This is a genomic window from Variovorax sp. J31P179 (assembly GCF_030316985.1).
Taxonomy (GTDB): Bacteria; Pseudomonadota; Gammaproteobacteria; order Burkholderiales; family Burkholderiaceae_C; genus Variovorax; species Variovorax ginsengisoli_B.
Genome location: NZ_JASZYL010000003.1, coordinates 21,972 through 47,289, shown reverse-complemented (window position 1 = coordinate 47,289; position 25,318 = coordinate 21,972). Strand labels below are relative to the sequence as shown.

The following is a 25,318-nucleotide window of genomic DNA, read 5'->3' as shown; positions in this document are numbered from 1 at the left end:
TCATCGATCGATCTCGCCGAACACGATGTCCATGGTGCCGATCACGGCGACAGCGTCGGCAATCATGTGGCCGCGCGCCATTTCGTCCAGGGCCGCCAGATGCGGGAAGCCCGGTGCGCGGATCTTCAGGCGGTAGGGCTTGTTGGCACCGTCGCTCACGAGGTAGATGCCGAACTCGCCCTTGGGATGCTCGACGGCGGCGTAGGCCTCGCCTTCGGGCACATGGAAACCTTCGGTGAAGAGCTTGAAGTGATGGATCAGCTCTTCCATGTTGGCCTTCATGGACTCGCGCGCCGGCGCCGCCACCTTGTGGTTGGCGGTGATCACCGGGCCCGGGTTGGCACGCAGCCAGGCCGAGCATTGCTGGATGATCTTGTTGGCCTGGCGCATCTCCTCGACGCGCACCAGGTAGCGGTCGTAGCAGTCGCCGGTGACGCCCACCGGGACGTCGAACTCCATGCGGTCGTAGACGTCGTAGGGCTGCTTCTTGCGCAGGTCCCAGGCGATGCCCGAGCCACGCAGCATCGGGCCGGTGAAGCCGAGGTTGAGCGCGCGCTCCGGCGACACCACGCCGATGCCCACGGTGCGCTGCTTCCAGATGCGGTTGTCGGTGAGCAGCGTCTCGTACTCGTCGACCATCTTCGGGAAGCGCTTGCAGAAGTCGTCGATGAAGTCGAGCAGCGAGCCCTGGCGATTCTCGTTGAGCCGCTCGATCGCCTTCGCGTTCTTGATCTTGCTGACCTTGTACTGCGGCATGACGTCCGGCAGGTCGCGGTAGACACCGCCCGGACGGAAGTAGGCCGCGTGCATGCGCGCACCCGACACCGCCTCGTACATGTCGAACAGGTCTTCGCGCTCGCGGAAGCAGTAGATGAGCATGTTCATCGCGCCGCAGTCGAGACCGTGCGCGCCGAGCCACAGCAGGTGGTTCAGCAGCCGGGTGATCTCGGCGAACATGACGCGGATGTATTGCGCCCGCAGCGGCACGTCGAGGCCCATGAGGCGCTCGATCGCGAGGCAGTACGCATGCTCGTTGCTCATCATCGACACGTAGTCGAGACGGTCCATGTAGGGCAGCGACTGGATGAAGGTGCGCGACTCGGCGAGCTTCTCGGTGGCGCGGTGCAGCAGGCCGATATGCGGGTCGGCGCGCTGGATGACTTCGCCGTCGAGCTCGAGCACGAGGCGCAGCACGCCGTGTGCTGCCGGATGCTGGGGACCGAAGTTCAGCGTGTAGTTCTTGATTTCGGCCATCAGTGCAATCCACCACCGTAGTTGTCTTCGCGGATCACGCGCGGCGTGATCTCGCGCGGCTCGATTGAGACCGGCTGGTAGATCACGCGCTTCTGTTCCGGGTCATAGCGCATCTCGACATGGCCCGACACCGGGAAATCCTTGCGGAACGGGTGGCCGATGAAGCCGTAGTCGGTCAGGATGCGGCGCAGGTCGTCGTGCCCCTCGAACACGATGCCGTAGAGGTCGAAGGCTTCGCGCTCGAACCAGCCGGCCGCGTTCCAGACGCTGGTCAGCGAATCGACGACCGGCAGGTCTTCGTTCGGCACGAACACCTTGAGGCGCACGCGCTGGTTGAGACTCACCGACAGCAGGTGCGAGACGACGCCGAAGCGCTCGCCTTGCCACTCGCCGTCGCGGTAGCCGGAGTAGTCCATGCCGCAGAGGTCGATCAGCTGCTCGAAGCGGCAGCCCGGCGCGTCACGCAGCAAGGTGGCGGCTTCGAGATAGTCGGCGGCACCCACCACCACCGTCACCTCGCCCAGCGCGAGCACGACGCTCTTCGCCTTGGAGCCAAGTGTTTCGGTGATCTGGGTCTGCAGCGCCTCGGGAGAAATGGCAAAGTCGGTCATGTCTCTCGCTCTTCAGGCGCGCGCGATCGTGTTGGTGCGGCGGATCTTCTGCTGGAGTTGGATGATTCCGTACAGAAGCGCCTCGGCGGTCGGCGGGCAGCCCGGCACATAGACGTCGACCGGCACGATGCGGTCGCAGCCGCGCACGACCGAATAGCTGTAGTGGTAGTAGCCACCGCCATTGGCGCACGAGCCCATCGACAGCACCCAGCGCGGCTCGGGCATCTGGTCGTAGACCTTGCGCAGCGCCGGCGCCATCTTGTTGCACAGCGTGCCGGCCACGATCATCAGATCGGACTGGCGCGGGCTGGGGCGGAACAGCATGCCGAAGCGGTCGATGTCGTAGCGGGCGGCGCCCGCGTGCATCATCTCCACGGCACAGCAGGCCAGACCGAAGGTCATGGGCCACAGTGATCCGGTCTTGGCCCAGTTCACCACCGAGTCGTAGGTGGTGGTGACGAAGCCTTCCTTCATGACGCCTTCAATGGCCATTTTGCGGATTCCTTGTCATTCCCAGTCGAGTGCGCCCTTTTTCCACTCGTAGGCGAAGCCCACGACGAGGATGGCCAGGAAAATCATCATGGCCCAGAAGCCGACGGCACCGACCTCCTTGAGCGCGATGGCCCAAGGAAAGAGAAAAGCGATTTCGAGGTCGAAAAGAATGAAGAGGATGGCGACCAGGTAGTACCGGACGTCAAACTTCATGCGCGCATCTTCGAAGGCTTCGAAGCCGCACTCGTAAGGGGAATTTTTAGCTGCGTCGGGCCGGTTGGGACCGAGGATGTAACCCAGAACCTGAGGCGCAACGCCGACTCCGACGCCGACCAGGATGAACAACAGGACGGGGAGGTAGGAATCGAGGTTCATCAGGGGGTTCTATCACCGCTTGCCACCGGCAGGAAGCAATATTCCTGCCGGTGATATTTGGTGCGGTCGGCGAGACTCGAACTCGCACAGCTTTCGCCACTACCCCCTCAAGATAGCGTGTCTACCAATTTCACCACGACCGCGGTTTTTGCTTGCCCGGATGGCATGAGGAACCTTGTGAGGCTTTGGCTTTCCGGTGCAGCTTTAGAGTTTACCCTGAAAAACGCCTGTTTTCACTCGACGAGCGAAGAGATCTCTACTTGTATCACTTGGCCGGGATCTGGCCCGCGCCGGCGGCGGGCGCAGCCGGTGCCGAGGCAGGCGCCGCCGGTGCGGGGGCAGCGCTGCCGGCCGGGATCTGGGCCGCCGAATCGACCGGCGCGGGGGCCGGGGCCGGAGCCACGGGCGCGCCGATCGCCGCGCGTTCGAGCAGGCTGCCGCCGCCCGCCGGGCGGGCATGGCCGAAGTAGGCCAGCAGCAAGGTGCACGCAAAGAACACGGCGGCCAGCACCGCGGTGGTGCGCGACAGGAAGTTCGCGCTGCCGCTGGCCCCGAACAGGCTGCCGGCGCTGCCGCTGCCGAAGGCCGCGCCCATGTCGGCGCCCTTGCCGTGCTGGACCAGGATCAGCCCGATCATCGCGAGAGCGGTGAGCATCTGCACGCCCACCAGGATATTGAGGACCACGTTCATTCGATCTAACTCCTAAATTTGTCTTCCGGCCGCGCGTTCAGCGGGCCGCTGCAATGATCTGCAGGAAATCGGGGGCCTTCAGGGACGCGCCGCCGATGAGGCCGCCGTCGATGTCGGCTTCGGCCAGCAGCTCGGCCGCATTGGCCGCGTTCATGCTGCCGCCGTAAAGGATGCGGATGCCGGCGGCGTGCTCGCTCGCCGCATGGTGCAGCTGGGCGCGCAGCACCGCATGCACGGCCTGCGCCTGCGCCGGCGTGGCGGTCTTGCCGGTGCCGATGGCCCACACCGGCTCGTAGGCCACCACGATCTCGCTGATGCAATGGCCGTTGACGTGGATCACGGCGGCCAGCTGGCGCTTGACGACCTCTTCGGTGCGCCCTGCGTCGCGTTCCGCCAGGGTCTCGCCGACGCAGACGATCGGCGTGATGCCGTTGGCCAGGGCGATGGCGGTCTTGGCCGCCACGACCTCGTCGGTCTCGCCGTGGTACTGGCGCCGCTCGGAGTGCCCGACGATCGCGTAACGCACGCCGAAATCCTTCAGCATCGCCGCCGATTGCTCGCCGGTGAAGGCGCCCTGCGGCTGCGCCGAGAGGTCCTGCGCGCCGAGCGCGATCGGCGAACCCGCCACCAGCGACTGCACCTGCGCCAGGTAAGGCGCCGGCACGCAGACCGCGACTTCGCAACCCGGGGCGCCCACGCCCGCCAGCAAGGCCTTCAGCAGCGCCTCGTTGGCAGCCAGGCTGCCGTTCATCTTCCAGTTGCCTGCGATCAGCTTCTTCTTGGTCGTCATGTCTTTGTTGTTCACCAGGTCAGCACGATCTTGCCGATGTGCTGATTCGATTCCATCAGGACGTGGGCCTGCGCGGCGCCGCTGGGCTCCCCGGCCGCGGCGAAGCGGCTGTGGATGATCGGCTTGACCGCGCCGCTCTCGAGCAGCGGCCAGACGCGCTCGCGCAGCGCCTTCGCGATCGCGCCCTTGAACGCGACCGGCCGCGGCCGCAGGGTCGAGCCGGTGATGGTCAGGCGGCGGCGCAGCACCAGGCCGGCGTTGATCTCGGCCTTGACACCGCCCTGCACCGCGATGATCACCAGCCGGCCGTCTTCGGCCAGGCAGTCGATCTCGCGCGCCACGTAGCCGCCGGCCACCATGTCGAGGATGACGTCGACGCCCTTGCCGCCGGTGAGGCGCTTGGTCTCTTCGGCGAAATCGGCCGTCTTGTAGTTGATCGCGTGGTCGGCGCCGAGCTTCAGGCAGGCCTCGCACTTGTCGTCGCTGCCGGCGGTCGCGATCACGGTGGCGCCGAGCGCCTTGGCGAGCTGGATCGCGGTGACGCCGATGCCGCTGGTGCCGCCCTGGATCAGCAGGGTCTCGCCCTTCTGCAGGCGGCCGCGCTCGAAGACGTTGCTCCAGACCGTGAAGAAGGTCTCGGGCAGCGTGGCCGCCTCGACGTCGCTCCAGCCCTTGGGCACCGGCAGGCACTGGGCCACCGGTGCGACGCACAGTTCGGCGTACCCGCCGCCGGCGACCAGCGCGCAGACGTGGTCGCCGATCTTGAAGCCGGCCTCGGCCAGCGCCTTCTCGTCGCCGGCGACGATCTCGCCCGCGACTTCGAGTCCGGGCAGGTCGGAGGCGCCCGGCGGCACCGGGTAGTTGCCGGTCCGCTGCAGCACGTCGGGGCGGTTGACACCGCTCGCGGCCACACGGATCAGCAATTCGCCCGCGCCGGCAACCGGCGCAGGACGTTCCACCATGCGCAGCACCTCGGGGGCGCCGAACGATGTGATCTCAATGGCTTTCATGGTCTCTTTCCGGGTAGCGGCCGCCGCGCAGAACGCGGGCGGCACGCGGTCCAGCGCGATGGCGTCGCCGCCATCGCGGCTCCATCAGGCCTGGCCGTCGCCGCGGTTCGATTCCTGAACCGGCTGCTGCTCGGCCACCTGCTCCACGGCTTGCTCGCCGCCGCGCTCGTTGTTCTCGAAACGCGGTGCGCGCTCGGCGCGCGGCGGACGATCGCCGCCGCGGTCGCCGCGGTCCGAACGCTCGCGGCGCTCGCCACCACGGTCGCCGCGGTCGCCGCGGTCTTCGCGCGGCGGGCGCTCGCTGAATTCCATGCCGGCCGGACGCTCGGTCAGGGCCTTCATGGACAGCTTGACGCGGCCCTTCTCGTCGGTCTCGAGCACCTTGACCTTGACGATCTGGCCTTCGCTCAGGTAGTCGGTGACCTTCTCGACGCGCTCGTGCGCGATCTGGCTGATATGCAGCAGGCCGTCCTTGCCGGGCAGCAGGTTGATCAGCGCGCCGAAGTCCAGGATCTTGGTGACCGGGCCTTCGTAGACCTTGCCGATTTCGACTTCGGCGGTGATCTGCTCGATGCGCTTCTTGGCGGCTTCGGCCTTCTCCGGATCGGTCGAGGCGATCGTGATGGTGCCGTCTTCGTCGATGTTGATCGTGGTGCCGGTTTCTTCCTGCAGGCCGCGGATCACCGAGCCGCCCTTGCCGATCACGTCGCGGATCTTCTCGGGGTTGATCTTGAGCGTGGTCAGGCGCGGGGCGAAGGTCGACACCTCGGCCTTGGCTTCGCCCATCGCCTCTTGCATCTTGCCGAGGATGTGCATGCGCGCTTCCTTGGCCTGAGCCAGGGCGACCTGCATGATTTCCTTGGTGATGCCCTGGATCTTGATGTCCATCTGCAGCGCGGTGATGCCGTTGGTCGTGCCGGCCACCTTGAAGTCCATGTCACCCAGGTGATCTTCGTCGCCCAGGATGTCGGTCAGCACGGCGAAGCGGTTGTCTTCCTTGATCAGGCCCATGGCGATGCCGGCCACGTGGGCCTTCATCGGCACGCCGGCGTCCATCATCGACAGGCAGCCGCCGCAGACCGAAGCCATCGACGAGGAGCCGTTCGATTCGGTGATCTCGGACACCACGCGGATCGTGTACGGGAACTCTTCCTTGTTCGGCAGCACCGCGACCAGCGCGCGCTTGGCGAGGCGGCCGTGGCCGACTTCGCGGCGCTTGGTCGAACCCATGCGGCCGACTTCGCCGGTGGCGAAGGGAGGCATGTTGTAGTGGAACAGGAAGCGGTCTTCGTACTCGCCCATCAGCGCGTCGATGCGCTGCGCGTCGCGTTCGGTGCCGAGCGTGGTGACCACCAGCGCCTGGGTCTCGCCGCGCGTGAACAGCGCCGAGCCGTGGGTGCGCGGCAGCACGCCGTTGCGGATCTCGATCGGGCGCACGGTGCGGGTGTCGCGGCCGTCGATGCGGGGCTCGCCCGACAGGATCTGGCTGCGGACGATCTTCGATTCGATCGCGAACAGCAGGTCGTTGACCTTGCCGGCATCGAAGGGTTCGCCGCTTTCCTTCAGCGCGTTCATCACGCTCGCGTTGGCTTCGCGCAGGGCCTGGGTGCGGGCCTGCTTGCTGCGGATCTGGTAGACCGCGCGCAGCTTTTCTTCGGCCAGGCCCTTGACCTTGGCAACGAAGGCTTCGTCTTCGGCCGGCGGCTGCCAGTCCCAGACCGGCTTGCCGGCGTCGCGCACCAGTTCGTGGATCGCGTTGATCGCGATGTTGGCTTGTTCATGGCCGAACACCACGCCGCCGAGCATGATTTCTTCGCTCAGCTGCAGGGCTTCGGACTCGACCATCAGCACGGCGGCTTCGGTGCCGGCGACGACCAGGTCCATCTGCGAATCCTTGCGGGCGGTCTGGCCCGGGTTCAGCACGTACTGGCCGTTGATGTAGCCCACGCGGGCGGCACCGATCGGGCCGCTGAACGGGATGCCGGAGATCGACAGCGCGGCGCTGACGCCGATCATGGCGGCGATGTCGGCGTCGACTTCGGGGTTGAGCGACAGCGTGTGGATGACCACGTGGACTTCGTTCAGGAAGCCTTCGGGGAACAGCGGGCGGATCGGGCGATCGATCAGGCGGCTGGTCAGCGTTTCGTGTTCGCTGGGCTTGGCTTCGCGCTTGAAGAAGCTGCCGGGGATCTTGCCGGCGGCGTAGGTCTTCTCGATGTAGTCGACGGTCAGCGGGAAGAAGTCCTGGCCGGGCTTGGCCGACTTGGAGGCGACCACGGTGGCCAGCACCACGGTGCCTTCGATGTCCACGGTCACGGCACCGCTGGCCTGCCGGGCGATCTCGCCGGTTTCCAGAACGACGGTCTTGCCGCCCCATTGGAAGGACTTGGTGACTTTGTTGAAGAGGCTCATGTTGTGCTCCTGTTTGGATGGCGGCGACCTGTGACGACCACGGGCCCCGCGGGGGCTGGAGCGCTTGTCAGAACACGATGCCATTCCAGGGAAGCTCGGGGAGAACCTCTCTGGAATGACACAGCTTCGCTCTGTTTTTGCGGCTCCGAAGTAAAAAACGCCTGAGCTAGCGGACTAACCCAGGCGTTTTTGCATGCGATTCGACTTACTTGCGCAGGCCCAGCTTGGCGATCAGCGCGGTGTAGCGGTCGGCGTCCTTGGACTTGAGGTAGTCCAGCAGCTTGCGGCGGCGGCTCACCATGCGCAGCAGGCCGCGGCGACCGTGGTGGTCCTTGGCGTGCGTCTTGAAGTGAGGCGTGAGCTCGTTGATGCGGGCGGTCAGCAGTGCGACTTGCACTTCCGGGCTGCCGGTATCGTTGGCGGCGCGGGCGTTGTCCTTGACAACTTCGGCCTTGATGGAGGCTGCGATCATTGTGTTTCCTTCGTTCCGATCCCGAGATTCAATTCTTCGGGATGTTTGACTTGCGATGGGCGCTGGAACTGCACCCACCGTGCGCTTGCGACATGCAAAGCTTTGGAATTATATACCGGAAGGCTTTTTCGCCCCGTTCTGCGCCGCCAGCCAGCGCTTGAGTCGCTCGACCCCCTCGACCAGCCGGCCGGGGTCCTTCGAGGCGAAGCACCAGCGCAGCCAGCCCTGGGCTTCCGGGGCGAAGGCGTTGCCGGGCGCCAGGCCGAGGCCGGCCTCGACCACCAGGCGCTTGGCGACTTCGAGCGAATCGCCGAAGCCCTCGAGCTGGAAGAAGGCGTACATGCCGCCGCGCGCCGGCGCGACCTTGACGCCGGGCACATCGGCCAGCAGCGGCAGCAGCGTGTCTCGGCAGGCCTTGAGGTGGGCGACGATCTTCGGCGTGATCTCGTCGCCGTGCGCCAGCGCCGCGATGCCTGCGCGCTGGGTGAAGACGCTGGCGCAGGAAGTATTGAACTCGATCAGCTTGCCCATGCCGTCCATCAGGTCCGGCGGCAGGACCAGCCAGCCGAGCCGCCAGCCGGTCATCAGGAAGCTCTTGCTGAAGCTGTGGGCGACCACCAGCCGGTCGTCGGCGCCCGCGATATCAAGGAAGCTCGGCGCGCAGCCGTTGGGCGTCGGTTCGTAGTACAGCCGCTCGTAGACCTCGTCGGCCAGGATCCAGGTGCCGGTGCCGCGGCAATGCTCGAGGATCGCCTGCTGCTCGGCGCGCGTGAGCGTCCAGCCGGTCGGGTTGTTCGGTGCGTTGACGATCAAGAGCTTGGTGGCCGGCGTGACGGCGGTGCGCAGCGCGTCCAGGTCGAGCGTCCACTGCCCTGCCCTCGGCACCAGCGGCACGCAACGCACCGTGGCGCCGAGGATCGCAGGCTGCGCCGTGAGGTTGGGCCACACCGGCGTGACCGCCACCACCTCGTCGCCGGCGTCGACCAGCGCCTGCACCGCCAGCATCAGCGCGCTGACGCCGCCCGAGGTGATCGCGATGCGCGAGGCCTCGATCTTCGGATGCAGCCCGCTCATGTAGGCGGCCACGGCTTCGCGCAGCTCGGGCAGACCCAGGTTGTGGGCGTAGAAGGTCTCGCCGCGCTGCAGCGACTCGATCGCGGCCTGGCGGATGACCTCGGGCGTGACCTCGTCGCTCTCGCCGAACCAGAAGGCCAGCACGTCGCTGCGGCCGAGGCCGGCATTGGCCACCTCGCGGATCTTGGAGGCCTCGAGGTTTTGAATCGCTTCTCGCATGATCAACTTCCTTGCAATCAGATGGACGCAGTATCTTCAAGGCCGGCGCAGCCAGGCCGGCCGTTGGGGGAACCCTGGGGGCGAGCAACAAGTTCAGGGGCGCTGCATCTTGCAGCTCGTTGGCATTTCGGCGCGGCTGGCGGGAATCGACTTGATGACCCGGAAGCCGTAGCCCGAGCCCTCGACGTCGAACTTGACGCCGGGGGCGCCCTGCCGGTCCATGACGCCGACCACCAGCGGCTGCTGGAACTGGTGGTCCGCGGCGCGCATGTGGCCGCGCTGGCCGGCCAGGGTGACATCGGCCTTCTCGAGGGCGCGCGCCACGGCGACGGTGTCGACGCTGCCGGCCCGCTCGATGGCCTGCGCCAGCGCCTCGACGAGCAGTTGCATGCGCATGTGGACGTAGTCGTCCGAAGGCTTCGGGAAGCGGGTGCGGAAGTCGCGGTAGAAGGCCTCGCTCTGCGGCGTCTGCACGTTCGGCAGCCAGTCGGCCACCGCCACCACGCGCCCGATGCCGGCATCGCCGATGGCCGCCGGCGCGCCCAGGGCATTGCCGTAGAAGGTGTAGAAGCTGCCGTTGAAGCCAGCCTCGCGCGCGGCCTTCACGAGCAGCGTCAGGTCGTTGCCCCAGTTGCCGGTGATGACGCCCTGCGCGCCGCTGGCCATGATCTTGCTCGCGTAGGGCGCGAAGTCCTTCACACGGCCCATCGGATGCAGTTCGTCGCCGACGATCTGGACGTCCGGCCGCAGGCCCGCGAGCTGCCGCCGCGATTCGCGCAGCACCGACTGGCCGAAGCTGTAGTCCTGGCCGATCAGGTAGACGCGCTGCAGCGACTTGTCTTCCTGAAGCACCTGCATCAGCGCCGTGACCCGCATGTCGGCATGGGCGTCGAAGCGAAAGTGCCAGAAGCTGCAGCGCTCGTTGGTGAGCACCGGATCGACCGCCGAGTAGTTGAGGAACAGCACGCGCCGCGATGGGTCGCGCTCGTTGTTCTTGTCGATGGCGTCGATCAGCGCCGACGCCGTGGCCGACGAGTTGCCCTGCAGCACGATGCGCGCGCCGTCGTCCATCGCGGCCCGCAGCGCCGAGAGCGCCTCTTCGTTCTGCCCCTTGCTGTCGTAGCGATCGAGCTGCAGCATGCGCGCGCCGCCCGGCAGCTTGACGCCGCCGCGGGCGTTGACCCGTTCGACCGCCCACAGCAGGTTGCGGAACACGGCCTCGCCGGTGTTGGCGAAAGGGCCGCTCATGCTTTCGATCAGGGCCAGCCGGATCGGGGGCGCCGATTGCGCCAGGGCCGCCGGGAGAGCCGGCGCGCATAGCGCCAGAGCGGCCAATTTCAAGGCGTGGCGACGCCAAATAAAGTTGGAAGGCATTGTCTTGAATCCCCTGTTGCAGCGCCTAGATGCGATGGCATGCGGCACTTGTCTTGTTGAACGCCGCGCAGTGTAAGGGACACACATTCTTGTCCCGGAAGCCATCCCTCAGCCCAGGAGTCTCATCATGTTTTTCGCCCCCGCAGTCCGCACCGCCCGCTTCGTTCCGCGCACCTACGACCGCAGCCTCGAGCGCTTCGTCAACCAGGCCTTCTCGGGTGCGCAGCGTTCGCTCAACGTCGAGCAGGACGAAAAGACCTGGACCCTCACGCTCGACGTGCCCGGCCTGTCGCGCGACGACCTGACGATCGGCATCGAAGGCGCCGTGGTCCGCATCGAAAGCAAGGCCGAAGCCAAGCGCCAGATCAAGGCCGCCTACGAGCTGCCGCAGGACATCGACGTCGCCGCCAGCGAGGCCAAGCTCGAGAACGGCGTGCTGAGCCTGAAGCTGGGCAAGCAGGTGCCGGTGAGCAACGTCGCCCAGCTCGCGATCAACTGAGCCTCGCGATGCATGCGCCCGGTTCGACCCGGGCGCAATACCCTCCAATGGACGGGCCGGTAACTTTCTGTTGCTGGCCCTGTCATGTTTCTGGCTGACAATAAGTGCCAAATACGTCACGTTCTGTGACGTATTTTTCAATGCTTTCTTCTTAATTAGCGTCCGAATCGTCGAGTTCTGCGGTGGCAGCAGGTGGCGGGCGCCCGACGAAGCGCCATGAAAACGCACTTGAAGTTTGCCAAGAACAACGCCCGGGCCGATACCCTGCTGGTCTTCCTGCCTGGCGCTTTTCTGAAGCCCGAGGAGTTCGAGCGCGAGGGCTTCGTCAACGCTGTCCGGGAGCGCGAGTTCGCGGCCGACGCCCTGCTGGTGGACGCCGACGTCTCCTACTACTACGACCAGACCTTCATCGAGCGGCTGCACCACGACGTGCTGGAGCCGCAGCGCGCGCTGGGCTACCGGTCGATCTGGCTGGTGGGCATCTCGATCGGCGGCTTCGGCGCCCTGATCCACGAACTGGCGAAGCCGGGCGCGGTCGACGGCATCGTCGCCCTGGCGCCCTACCTGGGCCGGCGGCCGATCGGCGCCGAGATCCACAAGGCCGGCGGCCTGCGGGCCTGGAAGGCACCCGAGGGGCCGCCGCCGGACGAGGAAGTCGACCGCAAGCTGTGGCCCTGGCTGCAGCAGTACGCGTCGCCGCAGAAGGCCGCCCAGCTGCCGCCGCTGTACCTCGGCTACGGGCTCAGCGACCGCTTCGCCTCCAACCACCAGCTGCTGGCCGACGCGCTGCCGCCCGGCCATGTCTTCACCACCGAAGGCGGCCACGACTGGCCGCAATGGTCGCAGCTGTGGCGCAAGATGCTCGACGTGCTGCCGCTGCCTTCGATGGCGCGCAGCGAGCTCAGGCGTCCGGCGGCGACGCCAATGGCCATCGCGGCCTGACGTCGAAGGCGTAGTGCCCGGTCGGCGCCTGGACGCCGGCCTGCAGCCGCATCGCCGCCGCCATCGCGATCATCGCGCCGTTGTCGGTGCACAGGTGCAGCTCCGGATAGTGCACGCGCACGCCGCGCCTGGCGCAGGCGGCATCGAGCTGCTGGCGCAGCACCCGGTTGGCGCCCACCCCGCCCGCGACCACGAAGCGGTCGAGCCCGGTCTGCTCGATCGCCGCCAGCGACTTCTTGAGCAGCACCTCGACGATCGCGGCCTGCGTCGAGGCGGCCAGGTCGGGCTTGCGGGCCTCCAGCTGGTCGCCCAGCTTCTTGGCCTGGGTCAGCACCGCGGTCTTCAGACCGGCGAAGGAAAAGTCGAGGTTGCCGCTGTGCAGCAGCGGACGCGGCAGCTTGAAGGCCTCGGCATCGCCCTGCTCCGCCAGCTTGGCGAGCCAGGGGCCGCCGGGATAAGGCAGGCCCATGAGCTTGGCGCTCTTGTCGAAGGCCTCGCCGGCGGCGTCGTCGATGGTTTCGCCGAGCAGCGCGTAGCGCCCGACCCCGTCGACCCGCATCAGCTGCGTATGGCCGCCGGACACCAGCAGTGCGACGAAGGGGAATTCGGGCGGATCGGCGCTCAGGAACGGCGACAGCAGGTGGCCTTCGAGGTGGTGCACGCCGAGCACCGGCTTGTCGAGCGCCGCGCCGAGCGCGCAGGCCACGCCGGCGCCGACCAGCAGCGCCCCCGCCAGGCCGGGACCGCGGGTGTAGGCGACGACGTCGACGTCGGACAGGCGCCGGCCGGCCTCTTCGAACACCGCTTCGGTCAGCGGCAGGACGCGGCGGATGTGGTCGCGGCTGGCGAGCTCGGGCACCACGCCGCCGTAGGCCTGGTGCATCGCGATCTGGCTGTGCAGCGCGTGCGCGGCCAGCCGCGGCAGGCCGTCGTCCACGGTCTCGACCAGCGCCACGCCGGTTTCATCGCAGGAGGATTCGATTCCCAGTACATGCATCCGTCGAGTGTAGGCGGCGCCCTGTTCCGGGGCACGGATGTTGCTGCATTCCCCTGGAACGGCCCCCGGGCCTCGAGAACACCCCGATGAAATCCGGATTGAGCTTCCTGGTCGGCGCCCTGCGCTGCGAAATCGACGAGCTGGAGCAGCTCGCGCGAACCAGCGAGCTGGTGGCGACGATCGGCCGGCTGGTCCATGCCCTGCAGCGCGAACGCGGCATCTCGAACGTGCTGCTGGCGTCGCGCGGCCAGCGCTTCGTCGCGCAGCGCGACGCCCAGATCGCCGAATGCCTGCGGCAGGAGCAGGCCGTGCGCCTGGCCTTCGACCAGCTCGACGCCGCCGACGGCCGCATCGGCAACGGTGCGCGGCTGTTCAGCCGGATCGCCTGGGTGCTGCCGGGGATGGACGCCCTGGCCGGGCTGCGCCAGCGGATCGGCGCGCAGGATATCGATGCCGCGCAGTCGACCGCCGCCTTCGGCAAGCTGATCGCCGGCCTGATCGCGGTGGTGTTCGAGGCCGCCGACGGCGCGACCGACCCGGAGATCTCGCGCCTCCTGGTCGCACTGTTCAACTTCATGCAGGGCAAGGAGTTCGCGGGCCAGGAGCGGGCCTGCGGCGCCGCGGCCTTCGCCTCGGGCCGCAACGACGGCGCCCGCCAGCAGCAATGGCTGCACCTGATCGCTTCGCAGGAGCATTGCTTCGCGCTGTTCGCAGACTTCGCTGCGCCCGGCCTGGCCGAGGTGTGGGGCTCGGTGCAGGCGGCGGCGCAGCTGGCCGAACTGGAGCGGCTGCGCCGCATCGCCTGCGCAGCGCCCGCCGGCGTGGCGCTCGACAGCGAGCTGAGCCCGGCCTGGTTCGACTGCTGCACCCGCCGCATCGACGCCATGCAGGCGGTCGAGGAGCGCCTGGCGGCCGACCTGCGCGGGCTCTGCCTGCACAAGACCACGCAGGCCCGCAGCGAACTGCAGGCCCACGAAGCCCTGCTGGCCAGCCTGCAGGTTGGAAACGGCGTGGAAACGGCGGATTTTTTTCTCGACGCGCCGGCGACGCCGGATGCACCGGCCGGCGGCGCGCCCTACGGCCGGCAGCTCGAGCGCTCGATCCTCGACATGGTGCAGGAGCAGTCGCGCCGGCTGCAGGCGATGGGCGACGAGCTCGACACCGTGCGCGCCGCCCTCAACGAGCGCAAGCTGGTCGAGCGCGCCAAGGGACTGCTGATGGCGCACCGCCGCATCCGCGAGGAGGAGGCCCACAAGATGCTGCGCCAGACCGCGATGAACCAGGGCCGGCGCCTGGTCGAGGTCGCCGAATCGGTGCTTGCCATGGCCGAGTACCTGCCCGTCGACAAGGCGCCCTGAGTGCATCGGCGGCCCGCAATGGTGCACTGCACAAGCACTTCGCGACGGCAGGCCTCTTGCGGAATCCGCGCCACGGCGAGCATTGACGGGTATTCAACGCTCCTCTTTTCATAGCAACCAGCAATTGGCACGCCGCTTGCTGTCTCCCAGTCCATAGACCGACGAAGGTCTTCAGGCAGGCGGCATCCAACGGCGGGTGCGGCCCACCGAACCGGACAAAGGCGTCCTTATCCCGCAGGGGCTCGTTTTCGAGCGGCCCGTGCGTGGTGAGGGCGCCTTTTCGTTTTTCCGAACCGCTTTTTTCACTTCCCGGAGTACGACCCATGACCGATGCGCTGAAACCCACACTGAGTCGCCGCCGAGTGCTGCAGGCCGCCGCCGCGGGCGTGGCCGGGCTCGACCCCGCGCTGCGTGCCGCCGTCTGGGCCCAGGGCTCCGACAAGCCCGAGAAGGAAGAAGTCAAGATCGGCTTCATCCCGCTGACCGACTGCGCCAGCGTGGTGATGGCCTCGGTGCTGGGCATCGACAAGAAGTACGGCGTCAAGATCGTGCCGAGCAAGGAGGCCAGCTGGGCCGGCGTGCGCGACAAGCTGGTGAACGGCGAACTGGATTTCGCCCACGTGCTGTACGGCCTGGTCTACGGCGTGCACCTGGGCATCGGCGGCCCGAAGAAGGACATGGCGGTGCTCATGACCCTCAACAACAACGGGCAAGCCATCACGCTGTCGAAGAAGCTGGCCGACAAGGGGGCGGTCGACGGCGCATCGCTGGCCAAGGTGATGGGCAAGGAAAAAGCCGAATACACCTTCGCCCAGACCTTCCCCACCGGCACCCACGCGATGTGGCTGTACTACTGGATGGCGGCCAACGGCATCAACCCGCTGAAGGACGCCAAGGTCATCACCGTGCCGCCGCCGCAGATGGTGGCCAACATGCGCGTGGGCAACATGGACGGTTTTTGCGTCGGTGAGCCCTGGGGCCAGCGCGCGATCATGGACGGCATCGGCATCACGGCGATCACCAGCCAGGACATCTGGAAGGACCATCCCGAGAAGGTGCTCGGCACCACCGGCGACTTCGTGAAGAAGTATCCGAACACCGCGCGCGCCGTGACCGCCGCGATCCTCGAGGCCGGCAAGTGGATCGACGCCGGCCTGCAGAACAAGAACAAGATGGCCGAGACCATCGCCGACAAGAGCTACGTCAACACCAGCGTGGACGCGATCAACCAGCGCATCCTGGGGCGCTACACCAACGGCCTCGGCAAGAACTGGGACGACCCCAACTACATGAAGTTCTACGCCGACGGCGCGGTCTCCTATCCGTACCTGTCGGACGGCATGTGGTTCCTGACCCAGCACAAGCGCTGGGGCCTGCTGAAGGAGCATCCGGACTACCTGCAGGTGGCGACCCAGATCAACCAGATCGACATCTACAAACAGGCCGCCGCCGCGGCCAAGACGCCGGTGCCGAAGGAAACGATGCGCAGCAGCAAGCTGTTCGACGGCGTCGTCTGGGACGGCAAGAACCCGAAGCAGTACGCCGATTCGTTCAAGGTCCATGCCTGAGGAGCCCACCATGGTCAGTGCCGTCTTCCATTCCCCCCTCGATGCTCACGCGGCCTTGCCGCCGGCGGCAAAAGCCGTCGCCCGCCCGGCCGCCGCGGCTGCGCCGGTCGCGCTCCAACCGATGCCGCGCGTGCCGCGCGATTTCCGCGCCGTCTGGCTGCGCGTGCTGCCGCCGGTGCTCGGCTTCGCGCTGCTGGTCCTGGTCTGGGAACTGGTGGCGCTGAAGAGCACCACCGGCTTCCCGTCGCCGCTCGCCACCTGGCAGCAGGCGCTGACCGTGTTCAGCGACCCGTTCTACAGCAAGGGCCCGAACGACCAGGGCGTGGGCTGGAACGTGCTCTCGTCGCTGCAGCGGGTGGCGCTGGGCTTCGGGCTGGCGGCCGCGGTCGGCATCCCGGCCGGCTTCGCGATCGGGCGCTTCGAGTTTCTCTCTCGCATGTTCAATCCGCTGATCAGCCTGCTGCGGCCGGTGTCGCCGCTGGCCTGGCTGCCGATCGGCCTGCTGGTATTCAAGGGCGCCAACCCGGCCGCCATCTGGACCATCTTCATCTGCTCGATCTGGCCGATGATCATCAACACCGCGGTCGGCGTGCAGCGCGTGCCGAGCGACTACATGAACGTCGCCCGCGTGCTGAACCTCAGCGAATGGAAGATCTTCACCAAGATCCTGTTCCCCGCCGTGCTGCCCTACATGCTGACCGGCGTGCGGCTGGCGGTCGGCACCGCCTGGCTGGTGATCGTCGCGGCCGAGATGCTGACCGGCGGCGTCGGCATCGGCTTCTGGGTCTGGGACGAGTGGAACAACCTCAACGTCGCCAACATCATCATCGCGATCTTCGTCATCGGCATCGTTGGTCTGGTGCTCGAGTTCGCGCTCGTCAAGATCGCCACCGCATTCACGTTCGAAGAGGTCAAGCAATGAACGACGACAGCAAGTACATCGCGATCGAAGGCGTCGAGCAGCGTTTCAAGACCGCCAAGGGCAGCTTCCTGGCGCTGCGCGACATCCACCTGAACGTCGCCAAGGGCGAGTTCATCACGCTGATCGGCCACTCGGGCTGCGGCAAGTCGACGCTGCTGAACCTCATCGCCGGCCTGACCACGCCGACGCAGGGCGTGCTGCTGTGCGCCAACCGCGAGATCAAGGGCCCGGGGCCGGAGCGTGCGGTGGTGTTCCAGAACCACTCGCTGCTGCCCTGGCTGACCTGCCACGAGAACGTCTACCTGGCGGTCGAGCGGGTGTTCGCGGCGACCGAGAACAAGGCGCAGCTCAAGGCCCGCACCGAGGCGGCGCTGGCGCTGGTGGGCCTCACGCCGGCGGCGCAGAAGCGGCCCGGCGAGATCTCGGGCGGCATGAAGCAGCGCGTGGGCATCGCGCGGGCGCTGTCGATGGAACCCAAGGTGCTGCTGATGGACGAGCCCTTCGGCGCCCTCGATGCGCTGACCCGCGCCAAGCTGCAGGACGAACTGCTGGCGATCGTGCAGAAGACCCGCAGCACCGTCGTGATGGTGACGCACGATGTCGACGAGGCGGTGCTGCTGTCGGACCGCATCGTGATGCTGACCAACGGTCCGGCCGCCACCATCGGCGAAGTGCTGGCGGTCGACATTCAGCGGCCGCGCAACCGCGTGGCGCTGGCCGAGGATCCGGTCTACGTGCATGCGCGCAAGGCCGTGATCGACTTCCTGTACACGCGCCAGGCGCACGTGGAAAAAGTCGCCGCCTGAATCAAACACCCGGCACCGGGACTCAGGACATGATGACCTGCAGGCTGTGCTCGTATGCGGCGGTGAGCTGCTCGAAGGTGTCGACCAGCGCGTCGCTGGCGCGCACCAGCGACGCCCGGCCCTCGGCGCTGTCGAGGGCCCGCACGCCACCCAGCAGGTGCAGCCATTCGTCGCGCGCGACCGCCAGCGCGGCACGGATCTCGGGCGAGCTCAGCGGCGCGGCTTCGAGCTCCCGCAGCGCGGCCTCGAACTCGTCCATCGTCGTCGCCATCCGGTCCTGCGACGGCGCCGCCAGCAGTGCCTCCTTGGCGAGCCGCTGGGCCCGCATGCGCTGCCGGCCGCAGAGGTTGACGATCCGCAGCGCCCGCCGGGCGCCGGAGGCTTCGAGCGCCTCGGTCAGCGCCTCGGCGGCCCGCAGCAGGGCCTCGGCCCGGGCATCGATCGCATCGAGCGCCGCCGCCGCCGGCCGCGCCGCGAGGGCCGTTTCCAGTTCCTGCCAGGCGCCGCGCACCCGGTCCAGCGCCGCGGTGGCGGGCGCGCCGAGCGCCAGGGCGGCGAGATGATCCAGGTTGTGCTTCACCCGCTCGGTGGACTGCGTGCGCAGCACCCGGGCGCGCCGCACGTCGATGCCGGCCAGGGCTTGTGCCGCAACCCGCACCAGCCGCTGCGACAGCATGCGCAGCTGGCCGGCGCGGTTGATCGCATCGGCCCACTGCGCGGCCTCGAGCACCGAGCGCGAGACTTCGCCCAGCCGCAGGTTGGCATGCATGGCGGCGCCGCGCAGCAGGCCGAAGGCCTCGTCCTCGCCGATGCCGCGGGCCGACATCAGCAGGCCCTTGGCCCGGTCGACCCACTTGCGCTCATCGAGGCGGGTGCGCAGCGCCTCGAGTTCGCTGCGCAGCGCGACCTCGCGCTGCCAGCGGGCATCGGCACGCGCGTTCAGCGCTGCCAGGGCCGGTGCGTCGATGCGATCGGCCGGCGCCCAGGCGTGCACGCCGAGCGCCACCAGCTGCGCATGGGCCGCATCGTCGAGCGGCGCGCTGACGAGTCCAATGGCGCAGGGCGGCAGGCCCGACCAGGCCCGCAGCGCATCGAGCAACGGTTCAGGCACCAAGCCTGGCAGCCAGATCAGGACCTGTCGTGGTGCCGACGCCTCGATCTGGCGCACCAGATCGCCGCAGGCGACCGCGACGAAACCGTGGGCCAGCGCCAAGTCGAGGGCCGCGGGCAGCGCATGGGAAGCGCTTTCGGGAGGAGGAACAACGAGAAATCGGGTCACGGTCGCAATCGGAAACAGATGCACAGCATAGGCCAGCCAACGCTCAAGTTACTGGCACGTCTTTTGCGTAATTCAGGGTGCGGTGTAACGAAGCACCGCTTTGGTGAAGCGGCAGGTTCCTGCCCGCCGTCCGGCAGCGACAAGGCCGGACACACCCTTCAGGTTGCCGGCTGCCGCCGCTGCCACACCTTCCCAACCCCGCCCGACGACACGGCCCGCTCCCGGCCGGGCCGCGGCATTTCGCATGGACTGCCATGACCAGCTTCAAGACGTTTCTGAAAACAGGCCACGGCCCGACGCTGTTCGCGGCCTTTCTCTATTTCTCTTTCTCGTGCTGCATCTGGGTGCTGAACGGCGCCATGGCGCCCTTCATCGGCGAGACCTTCGATCTCTCGCCGGCGCAGAAGGGGCTGATGCTGTCGGTGCCGATCATCGCCGGCGCGCTGATGCGCTTTCCGCTCGGCATCCTGTCGCAGTACATCGGCCGCAAGAACGCGACGCTGGTCGAGATGGGCCTGATCGCGGTGGCGATGCTGTTCGGCTTCTTCTTCGTGAAGAGCTTCAACGACCTGCTCGCGATGGGCGTGCTGCTGGGCATCGCGGGCGCCAGCTTCGGCGTCGCGCTGTCGCTCGGCTCGGGCTGGTTCCCGCCGCAGCACAAGGGCCTGGCGATGGGCCTGGTCGGCGCCGGCAATGTCGGCACCGCGGTGTCGGTGCTGGTGGCGCCGCCGCTGGCGCAATGGCTGGGCTGGCAGGCGGTGTACGGCGTCGCCGCCGGTGCCATCCTGGTGCCGATGGTCGTCATGATCGTGTTCGCCAAGGAGCCGCCGGACATCGACAGCCATGCCAGTTTCCGTGAGCACATCGCCTGCCTGTTCGAGAAGGACGGCTGGGTCTTCAGCCTGATCTACGGCGTGACCTTCGGCGGCTTCATCGGCCTCACGACCTTCCTGCCGTCCTACTACTACGACCAGTTCGGCGTCAGCAAGGTGCAGGCGGGGCAGCTCACCATGCTGGCCGCCTTCATGGGTGCCGCGGTGCGCGTCGTCGGCGGCTGGATCTCCGACCGCTGGGGCGGTGTCAACACGCTGACCCTGGTGCTGACGGTGGTGGCCGGCGGCCTGGTGCTGGTGGGTATCTCGTCGTCCTCGCTGGTGCTCACCACGCTGCTGCTGATCGCCTGCTTCGCGGCGCTGGGTGCGGGCAACGGCGCGCTGTTCCAGCTGGTGCCGCTGCGCTGGCCGGCCAGCACCGCGGTGGCGGGCTCGATGATCGGCGAGATCGGCGCCCTCGGCGGCGGCCTGGTGCCCAACGCGATGGGCCTGTCCAAGCAGTACCTCGGCAGCTACACCTGGGGCTTCGTCTTCTTCGCGCTGCTGTCGCTGGTGATGCTCGGCGTGATGCGCGTGATGCAGATCCGCTGGACCCGTACCTGGGCCGAGAAAGGCGGTCGTGCACGGGTCGCGGCCTCTCCCTCGGCGGTCAAGTACGCCGCCCCGCGCAAGACGGCGCGCCAGCGCTGAAGAGGCCGCTCATCATGTCAACGCGGCAAGAAGAGCAGCCACAGCACGAGCAGTGCGTTGAGCAACAGCGACACCGCCAGCGCGATCTTGACCAGCGCGGCCGGATCGCGGCGGATCAGCGGCGTGTGGCCGGGCGGACCGACGGGACGCGACGCCCCGCGCTCCAGCGCCAGCACCAGCTCCTCGGCGGTCTCGAAGCGCTGGCGCGGATCGCGCGCCACCGCCTTGCACACCAGGTGGTCGAGCCAGACGGGAACGTCGGGCCGGATGCGCGAGAGCGCGGCCGGGTCGCGCCGGTAGCGCGCCAGCTGGTAGGGCTCGATCTCGCCATAAGGCAGTCGTCCCGCCAGCCACTGGTAGAGCGTGACGCCGAGCGCGAACAGGTCGCTGCCGGCATCGGCGTCGGCACCCTGCCACTGCTCGGGGTTGATGTAGCTCGGCGTGCCGGCGTGCAGCTCGCGCTGGGCCTCGCCCTCGCGCCCGGACAACGCGACGCCCAGGTCGAGGATGCGCCAGCGGCCGTCCTCGCCCAGGTGCAGGTTGCCGGGCTTGATGTCGCGGTGCACCACCCCCTGACGGTGCAGCCGGCCAAGAGCCTTGGCGATCGCGATGGCCGCGCCGATCACCTCGGAAGTGGCGCCCCGCGGGACCGACTTCTGCAGCTGTTCGAGCGTGCGGCCGCCATGCCAGTCGAACACGAGGTAGAGCGCGCTGGCGTCCTCGGCGCGTTCGTGCACGCGGACAAAGCCGCTGTCTGCGCGGGCGCTGACGCGCAGGCCCAGCCAGGCCTCGTGCGCCAGCATGGCGCGCTCCTCGGGATCGCCGGCGCGCGAGGGATGCAGCGTCTTGATCGCGACCAGCTCCCGCGTGACCGGATGGCGCGCCTGGTAGAGCAGGTGCACGCCGGTGTCGGCCACGCGCGCCGTGATGGCGTAGCCGTCGAGCATGTCGCCGACCTTCAGCGCCGGCGGCGGCGCCAGCCGACGGACGTCGCCGAGCTCGTCGTCGAGCTGGCGCGCGTCGAGGCCGATCACGCGGATCACCAGCGCGGTGGCGTTGTCGCGCGAACCGGCCGCGAGCGCCGCCCGCACCAGCGCCTCGCTGCCCTGCAGCGCCGTGCCCTGCAGCGCGAAGCGCGCCAGCTGCTGCGCCTTCAGTGCGCCATGCACGCCATCGGAGGTCAGCACGAAGCAATCGCCGACACGCACGTCGCCCTGTGCGTAGTCGACCCGCACCTGGTCATCGAGGCCGATCGCCCGGGTCAGGCGGCTGCGCAGGTCCGGATGCTCGAAGGCGTGGTCCTGGGTCAGCGGCACGGCCGGCTCGCCGGCGTCGCGCACCTGCCAGGCGCGCGTGTCGCCGACGTGCGCCAGCGTGTAGCTCTGGCCGTGCAATACCAGCGCGGTCAAGGTGGTGAGCGCGGTGCCACCGCCCTGCCGGCGCCGGTTGTGGTCGGCCAGCCAAGCGTTCTGGGCGCCGATCAGCCGGTCCAGGGCCGCGGTCGGCTCCCAGGTGTCGGGCGTTGCGAAGTAGTCGGCCAGCAGGCCCATCACGGTGGTCTGTGCCGCCTCCAGGCCATGGCCGCCGGTGGACACGCCGTCGGCGATGGCGGCGATCAGCCCGCGCGCCTCCTCGCCCGGCGGCGCGTGCACGGTGCCGGCGAAGTCCTCGTTGACGTCGCGCGGCCCGCGCTGGCTGCTGTAGCCGATGTCCACTTCAAAGCTCATGGCGCGATTCTCCACGCGCGCCGCGGGCGGCTCGCTTGATTCGAATCCACGAAAGAGGTCCACCCCATGAAGAAGATGAAACTCGTGATGGTCGGCAACGGCATGGCCGGCGTGCGCACGCTCGAGGAACTGCTCAAGATCGAGCCCGAGCTCTATGACATCACCGTGTTCGGCGCCGAGCCGCATCCGAACTACAACCGCATCCTGCTGTCGCCGGTGCTGGCCGGCGAGCAGACCGTGGACGAGATCGTCCTCAACAGCTGGGAGTGGTACGCCGACAACCACATCACGCTGCATGCCGGCAAGAAGGTGGTCGAGATCGACCGGGTCAGGCGCATCGTGCGCGCCGACGACGGCACCGAGGCCGACTACGACCGGCTGCTGCTGTGCACCGGCTCCAACCCCTTCATGCTGCCGGTGCCCGGCAAGGACCTGAAAGGCGTGATCGCCTACCGCGACATCGCCGACACCGACTACATGATCGAGACCGCCCGCACGCACAAGAACGCGGTCGTGATCGGCGGCGGCCTGCTGGGCCTGGAGGCGGCCAACGGCCTGATGCTGCGCGGCATGACCGTGACCGTGGTGCACGTGATGCCCTGGCTGATGGAGCGCCAGCTCGACGACGTCGCGGGCAAGCTGCTGCAGAAGTCGCTGGAAGACCGGGGGCTGAAGTTCATGATGGGCGCGCAGACGCAGGAGCTGGTCGGCGGACCCGACGGCCGGGTCACCGCGATCCGCTTCAAGGATGGCACCGAGGTGGCGGCCGACCTGGTCGTGATGGCGGTCGGCATCCGGCCCAACACCGAGCTGGCGGAGAAGGCCCGGCTGCATGTCAACCGCGGCATCGTGGTGACCGACACCCTGCAGACCGTGACCGACGCCCGCATCTACTCGGTCGGCGAATGCGCGGCGCATCGGGGCATCGCCTACGGCCTCGTGGCGCCGCTGTTCGAGCAGGCCAAGGTGGCAGCCAACCACCTGGCGCAGTTCGGCATCGGCCGCTACCTGGGCTCGCTGACCTCGACCAAGCTCAAGGTCACCGGCATCGACCTGTTCTCGGCCGGCGAATTCATGGGTGGCGAAGGCACGGAAGAGATCGTCATGAGCGACCCCTTCGGCGGCGTCTACAAGAAGCTGGTGATCAAGGACGACAAGCTGGTCGGCGCCTGCCTCTACGGCGACACGGTCGACGGCAGCTGGTACTTCAAGCTCTTGCGAGACGGCCGCAGCGTGCACGACATCCGCGACAAGCTGATGTTCGGCGAATCGAACATCGGCGACACCGGCCACGAGGGCCACAGCAAGGCGGCCTCGATGCCCGACGATGCCGAAGTCTGCGGCTGCAATGGCGTCAACAAGGGAACGATCTGCAAGGCGATCAAGGACCGCGGCCTGTTCACGCTGGAAGAGGTCAAGAAGCACACCAAGGCCAGCGCCTCGTGCGGCTCGTGCACCGGGCTGGTCGAGCAGATCCTGATGTTCACGGCCGGCGGCGACTACTCCGCCACGCCGAAGAAGAAGGCGGTCTGCGCCTGCACCGACGTCAGCCACCAGGACGTGCGCGAAGCGATCCGCAAGCAACACTACCTGACGCACGACGAGGTCTATCGCAACCTCGGCTGGCGCACGCCCAACGGCTGCGCCAGCTGCCGCCCGGCCGTCAACTACTACCTGATCTCGACCTGGCCCAAGGAGGCGAAGGACGATCCGCAGAGCCGCTTCATCAACGAGCGCAGCCACGCCAACATCCAGAAGGACGGCACCTACTCGGTGATCCCGCGCATGTGGGGCGGCCACACCACGCCCGACGAGCTGCGCCGCATCGCGGATGCCGCCGACAAATACAAGATCCCGACCGTCAAGGTCACGGGCGGGCAGCGCATCGACCTGCTGGGCGTGAAGAAGGAAGACCTGGAGAACGTCTGGAAGGACATCGGCATGCCCTCGGGCTTTGCCTACGCCAAATCGCTGCGCACGGTGAAGACCTGCGTCGGCAGCGAGTGGTGCCGCTTCGGCACCCAGGACTCGACCCAGCTGGGCAAGGACCTGGAACGCGCGCTGTGGGCGATGTACTCGCCGCACAAGGTCAAGCTGGCGGTCTCGGGCTGCCCGCGCAACTGCGCCGAATCGGGCATCAAGGACGTCGGCGTGATCGGCGTCGACTCGGGCTGGGAGATCTATGTCGGCGGCAACGGCGGCATCAAGACCGAGGTGGCGCACTTCCTGGTCAAGGTGAAGAGCGCCGAGGAAGTGATGGCCTACGCCGGCGCCTTCCTGCAGCTGTACCGCGAGGAAGGCTGGTACCTGGAGCGCACCGTGCACTACATCGGACGGGTCGGCCTCGACCACGTGAAGAAGCGGATCCTCGAAGACGCCGAGGGCCGCAAGGCGCTCTGGGAACGGCTGCAGTTCGCGCTCGACGGCGAACCCGATCCGTGGTTCGAGTCGAGCCAGGCGTCGGTCGATGTCCGGCAGTTCACGCCGGTGGCGGTGGTCGGCGCGCTGCCGCAGACCGTTTGACAAGGAGCACGGTCATGAGCCAATGGACAGCCATCTGCCGCGTCGACGACATCCCGGTGCTGGGCGCACGGCGCGTGGCGCGGCCCGTGGGCATCGACGTCGCGGTGTTCCGCAATGCCGAGAACCAGGTCTTCGCCCTGCTCGACCGCTGCCCCCACAAGGGCGGCCCGCTGAGCCAGGGCATCGTCTTCGGCACCAGCGTGGCCTGCCCGCTGCACAACTGGGCGATCGGGCTCGACGACGGCTGCGCGAAGTCGCCCGACGAAGGCTGCACGCCGCGCTTCGCGGTCAAGGTGGCGGACGGCGTGGTGCACCTGGACAGCGCGGAACTGGCCGGCCATGCCACCGGGCTCGAACGCCCGGTCGCCGGCCCGAAGCGCCCGGTCGCAGCTTGAGAAGC

The 25,318-nt window shown here is 67.9% G+C and carries 23 protein-coding genes and 1 tRNA gene; 9 read left to right on the top strand and 15 right to left on the bottom strand.

Going from position 1 to position 25,318, the window contains the following annotated elements:
- The 12 genes from QTI17_RS08330 to QTI17_RS08275 form a co-directional block, all read right to left on the bottom strand.
- Window positions 1-1,254, bottom strand: coding sequence for an NADH-quinone oxidoreductase subunit D (locus QTI17_RS08330; RefSeq protein WP_286529783.1), 1,254 nt, complete (start codon window positions 1,252-1,254; stop codon window positions 1-3).
- Entirely contained in the window at window positions 1,254-1,865 is a 612-nt protein-coding gene (locus QTI17_RS08325) for an NADH-quinone oxidoreductase subunit C (RefSeq protein ID WP_286532235.1), read from the bottom strand. The genes QTI17_RS08330 and QTI17_RS08325 overlap by 1 nt, the downstream gene beginning before the upstream one ends.
- A gap of 12 nt (window positions 1,866-1,877) precedes the next feature.
- Window positions 1,878-2,357: a NuoB/complex I 20 kDa subunit family protein gene (locus QTI17_RS08320; RefSeq protein ID WP_021008163.1), complete on the bottom strand. Its 480-nt coding sequence runs from the start codon at window positions 2,355-2,357 to the stop codon at window positions 1,878-1,880.
- A 15-nt stretch (window positions 2,358-2,372) separates the two neighbouring features.
- On the bottom strand, window positions 2,373-2,732 hold the full coding sequence (locus tag QTI17_RS08315) for an NADH-quinone oxidoreductase subunit A (protein WP_286509980.1): 360 nt from the start codon (window positions 2,730-2,732) through the stop codon (window positions 2,373-2,375).
- A 58-nt stretch (window positions 2,733-2,790) separates the two neighbouring features.
- A tRNA-Leu gene (locus QTI17_RS08310) sits at window positions 2,791-2,875 on the bottom strand.
- 122 nt (window positions 2,876-2,997) lie between these two features.
- Window positions 2,998-3,423 (bottom strand): preprotein translocase subunit SecG, encoded by a 426-nt coding sequence (gene secG / locus QTI17_RS08305; RefSeq protein ID WP_286532233.1) that lies wholly within the window; start codon window positions 3,421-3,423, stop codon window positions 2,998-3,000.
- Between the two features lie 37 nt (window positions 3,424-3,460).
- The gene (gene tpiA / locus QTI17_RS08300) at window positions 3,461-4,213 is read right to left on the bottom strand and encodes a triose-phosphate isomerase (protein ID WP_286533099.1); all 753 of its coding nucleotides are present in this window, start codon (window positions 4,211-4,213) and stop codon (window positions 3,461-3,463) included.
- Between the two features lie 11 nt (window positions 4,214-4,224).
- Window positions 4,225-5,223, bottom strand: coding sequence for an NAD(P)H-quinone oxidoreductase (locus tag QTI17_RS08295; protein ID WP_286532231.1), 999 nt, complete (start codon window positions 5,221-5,223; stop codon window positions 4,225-4,227).
- Window positions 5,224-5,307: 84 nt separating this feature from the next.
- Entirely contained in the window at window positions 5,308-7,635 is a 2,328-nt protein-coding gene (gene pnp / locus QTI17_RS08290; RefSeq protein ID WP_286532229.1) for a polyribonucleotide nucleotidyltransferase, read from the bottom strand.
- Between the two features lie 205 nt (window positions 7,636-7,840).
- Window positions 7,841-8,107, bottom strand: a complete 267-nt coding sequence (gene rpsO, locus QTI17_RS08285; protein ID WP_007837783.1) for a 30S ribosomal protein S15 — start codon at window positions 8,105-8,107, stop codon at window positions 7,841-7,843.
- A 108-nt stretch (window positions 8,108-8,215) separates the two neighbouring features.
- On the bottom strand, window positions 8,216-9,400 hold the full coding sequence (locus QTI17_RS08280) for a pyridoxal phosphate-dependent aminotransferase (protein WP_286532228.1): 1,185 nt from the start codon (window positions 9,398-9,400) through the stop codon (window positions 8,216-8,218).
- Window positions 9,401-9,493: 93 nt separating this feature from the next.
- Window positions 9,494-10,774, bottom strand: coding sequence for a branched-chain amino acid ABC transporter substrate-binding protein (locus QTI17_RS08275; protein ID WP_286532227.1), 1,281 nt, complete (start codon window positions 10,772-10,774; stop codon window positions 9,494-9,496).
- Between the two features lie 127 nt (window positions 10,775-10,901).
- On the opposite strand from QTI17_RS08275, the gene QTI17_RS08270 reads away from it, so the two are divergent.
- Window positions 10,902-11,273 carry an Hsp20/alpha crystallin family protein gene (locus QTI17_RS08270; protein ID WP_286532226.1) on the top strand — a complete coding sequence of 124 codons (372 nt, stop codon included), beginning with the start codon at window positions 10,902-10,904 and terminating at the stop codon, window positions 11,271-11,273.
- Window positions 11,274-11,489: 216 nt separating this feature from the next.
- The gene (locus QTI17_RS08265; protein WP_286532224.1) at window positions 11,490-12,215 is read left to right on the top strand and encodes an alpha/beta hydrolase-fold protein; all 726 of its coding nucleotides are present in this window, start codon (window positions 11,490-11,492) and stop codon (window positions 12,213-12,215) included.
- Here QTI17_RS08265 and tsaD read toward each other — a convergent pair.
- Entirely contained in the window at window positions 12,175-13,212 is a 1,038-nt protein-coding gene (gene tsaD / locus QTI17_RS08260) for a tRNA (adenosine(37)-N6)-threonylcarbamoyltransferase complex transferase subunit TsaD (RefSeq protein WP_286526104.1), read from the bottom strand. The genes QTI17_RS08265 and tsaD overlap by 41 nt on opposite strands.
- An 86-nt stretch (window positions 13,213-13,298) precedes the next feature.
- On the opposite strand from tsaD, the gene QTI17_RS08255 reads away from it, so the two are divergent.
- From QTI17_RS08255 to QTI17_RS08240, 4 genes are all read left to right on the top strand, one after another.
- Window positions 13,299-14,570 carry a nitrate regulatory protein gene (locus tag QTI17_RS08255; protein WP_286532223.1) on the top strand — a complete coding sequence of 424 codons (1,272 nt, stop codon included), beginning with the start codon at window positions 13,299-13,301 and terminating at the stop codon, window positions 14,568-14,570.
- Window positions 14,571-14,893: 323 nt separating this feature from the next.
- The gene (locus tag QTI17_RS08250) at window positions 14,894-16,138 is read left to right on the top strand and encodes a CmpA/NrtA family ABC transporter substrate-binding protein (RefSeq protein ID WP_286532222.1); all 1,245 of its coding nucleotides are present in this window, start codon (window positions 14,894-14,896) and stop codon (window positions 16,136-16,138) included.
- A 10-nt stretch (window positions 16,139-16,148) separates the two neighbouring features.
- Complete coding sequence (gene ntrB, locus QTI17_RS08245) at window positions 16,149-17,060, top strand: nitrate ABC transporter permease (protein ID WP_286532221.1); 912 nt, start codon at window positions 16,149-16,151, stop codon at window positions 17,058-17,060.
- Window positions 17,057-17,866, top strand: a complete 810-nt coding sequence (locus QTI17_RS08240) for an ABC transporter ATP-binding protein (protein ID WP_286532220.1) — start codon at window positions 17,057-17,059, stop codon at window positions 17,864-17,866. Before ntrB ends, QTI17_RS08240 begins: the two co-directional genes overlap by 4 nt.
- Before the next feature lie 22 nt (window positions 17,867-17,888).
- Here the strand turns inward: QTI17_RS08240 and QTI17_RS08235 are convergent, their stop codons facing one another.
- Window positions 17,889-19,145 (bottom strand): ANTAR domain-containing protein, encoded by a 1,257-nt coding sequence (locus QTI17_RS08235; RefSeq protein WP_286532218.1) that lies wholly within the window; start codon window positions 19,143-19,145, stop codon window positions 17,889-17,891.
- A gap of 254 nt (window positions 19,146-19,399) precedes the next feature.
- Here QTI17_RS08235 and QTI17_RS08230 point away from each other — a divergent pair, with 254 nt between their 5' ends.
- Window positions 19,400-20,668, top strand: coding sequence for an MFS transporter (locus QTI17_RS08230; protein WP_286526114.1), 1,269 nt, complete (start codon window positions 19,400-19,402; stop codon window positions 20,666-20,668).
- Between the two features lie 17 nt (window positions 20,669-20,685).
- Here the strand turns inward: QTI17_RS08230 and QTI17_RS08225 are convergent, their stop codons facing one another.
- Window positions 20,686-22,395, bottom strand: coding sequence for a bifunctional protein-serine/threonine kinase/phosphatase (locus QTI17_RS08225; RefSeq protein WP_286532217.1), 1,710 nt, complete (start codon window positions 22,393-22,395; stop codon window positions 20,686-20,688).
- Window positions 22,396-22,461: 66 nt separating this feature from the next.
- On the opposite strand from QTI17_RS08225, the gene nirB reads away from it, so the two are divergent.
- Window positions 22,462-24,918, top strand: coding sequence for a nitrite reductase large subunit NirB (gene nirB / locus QTI17_RS08220; RefSeq protein ID WP_286532215.1), 2,457 nt, complete (start codon window positions 22,462-22,464; stop codon window positions 24,916-24,918).
- Between the two features lie 14 nt (window positions 24,919-24,932).
- Window positions 24,933-25,313 (top strand): nitrite reductase small subunit NirD, encoded by a 381-nt coding sequence (gene nirD / locus QTI17_RS08215; RefSeq protein ID WP_286532214.1) that lies wholly within the window; start codon window positions 24,933-24,935, stop codon window positions 25,311-25,313.
- Window positions 25,314-25,318: the final 5 nt, after the last annotated feature.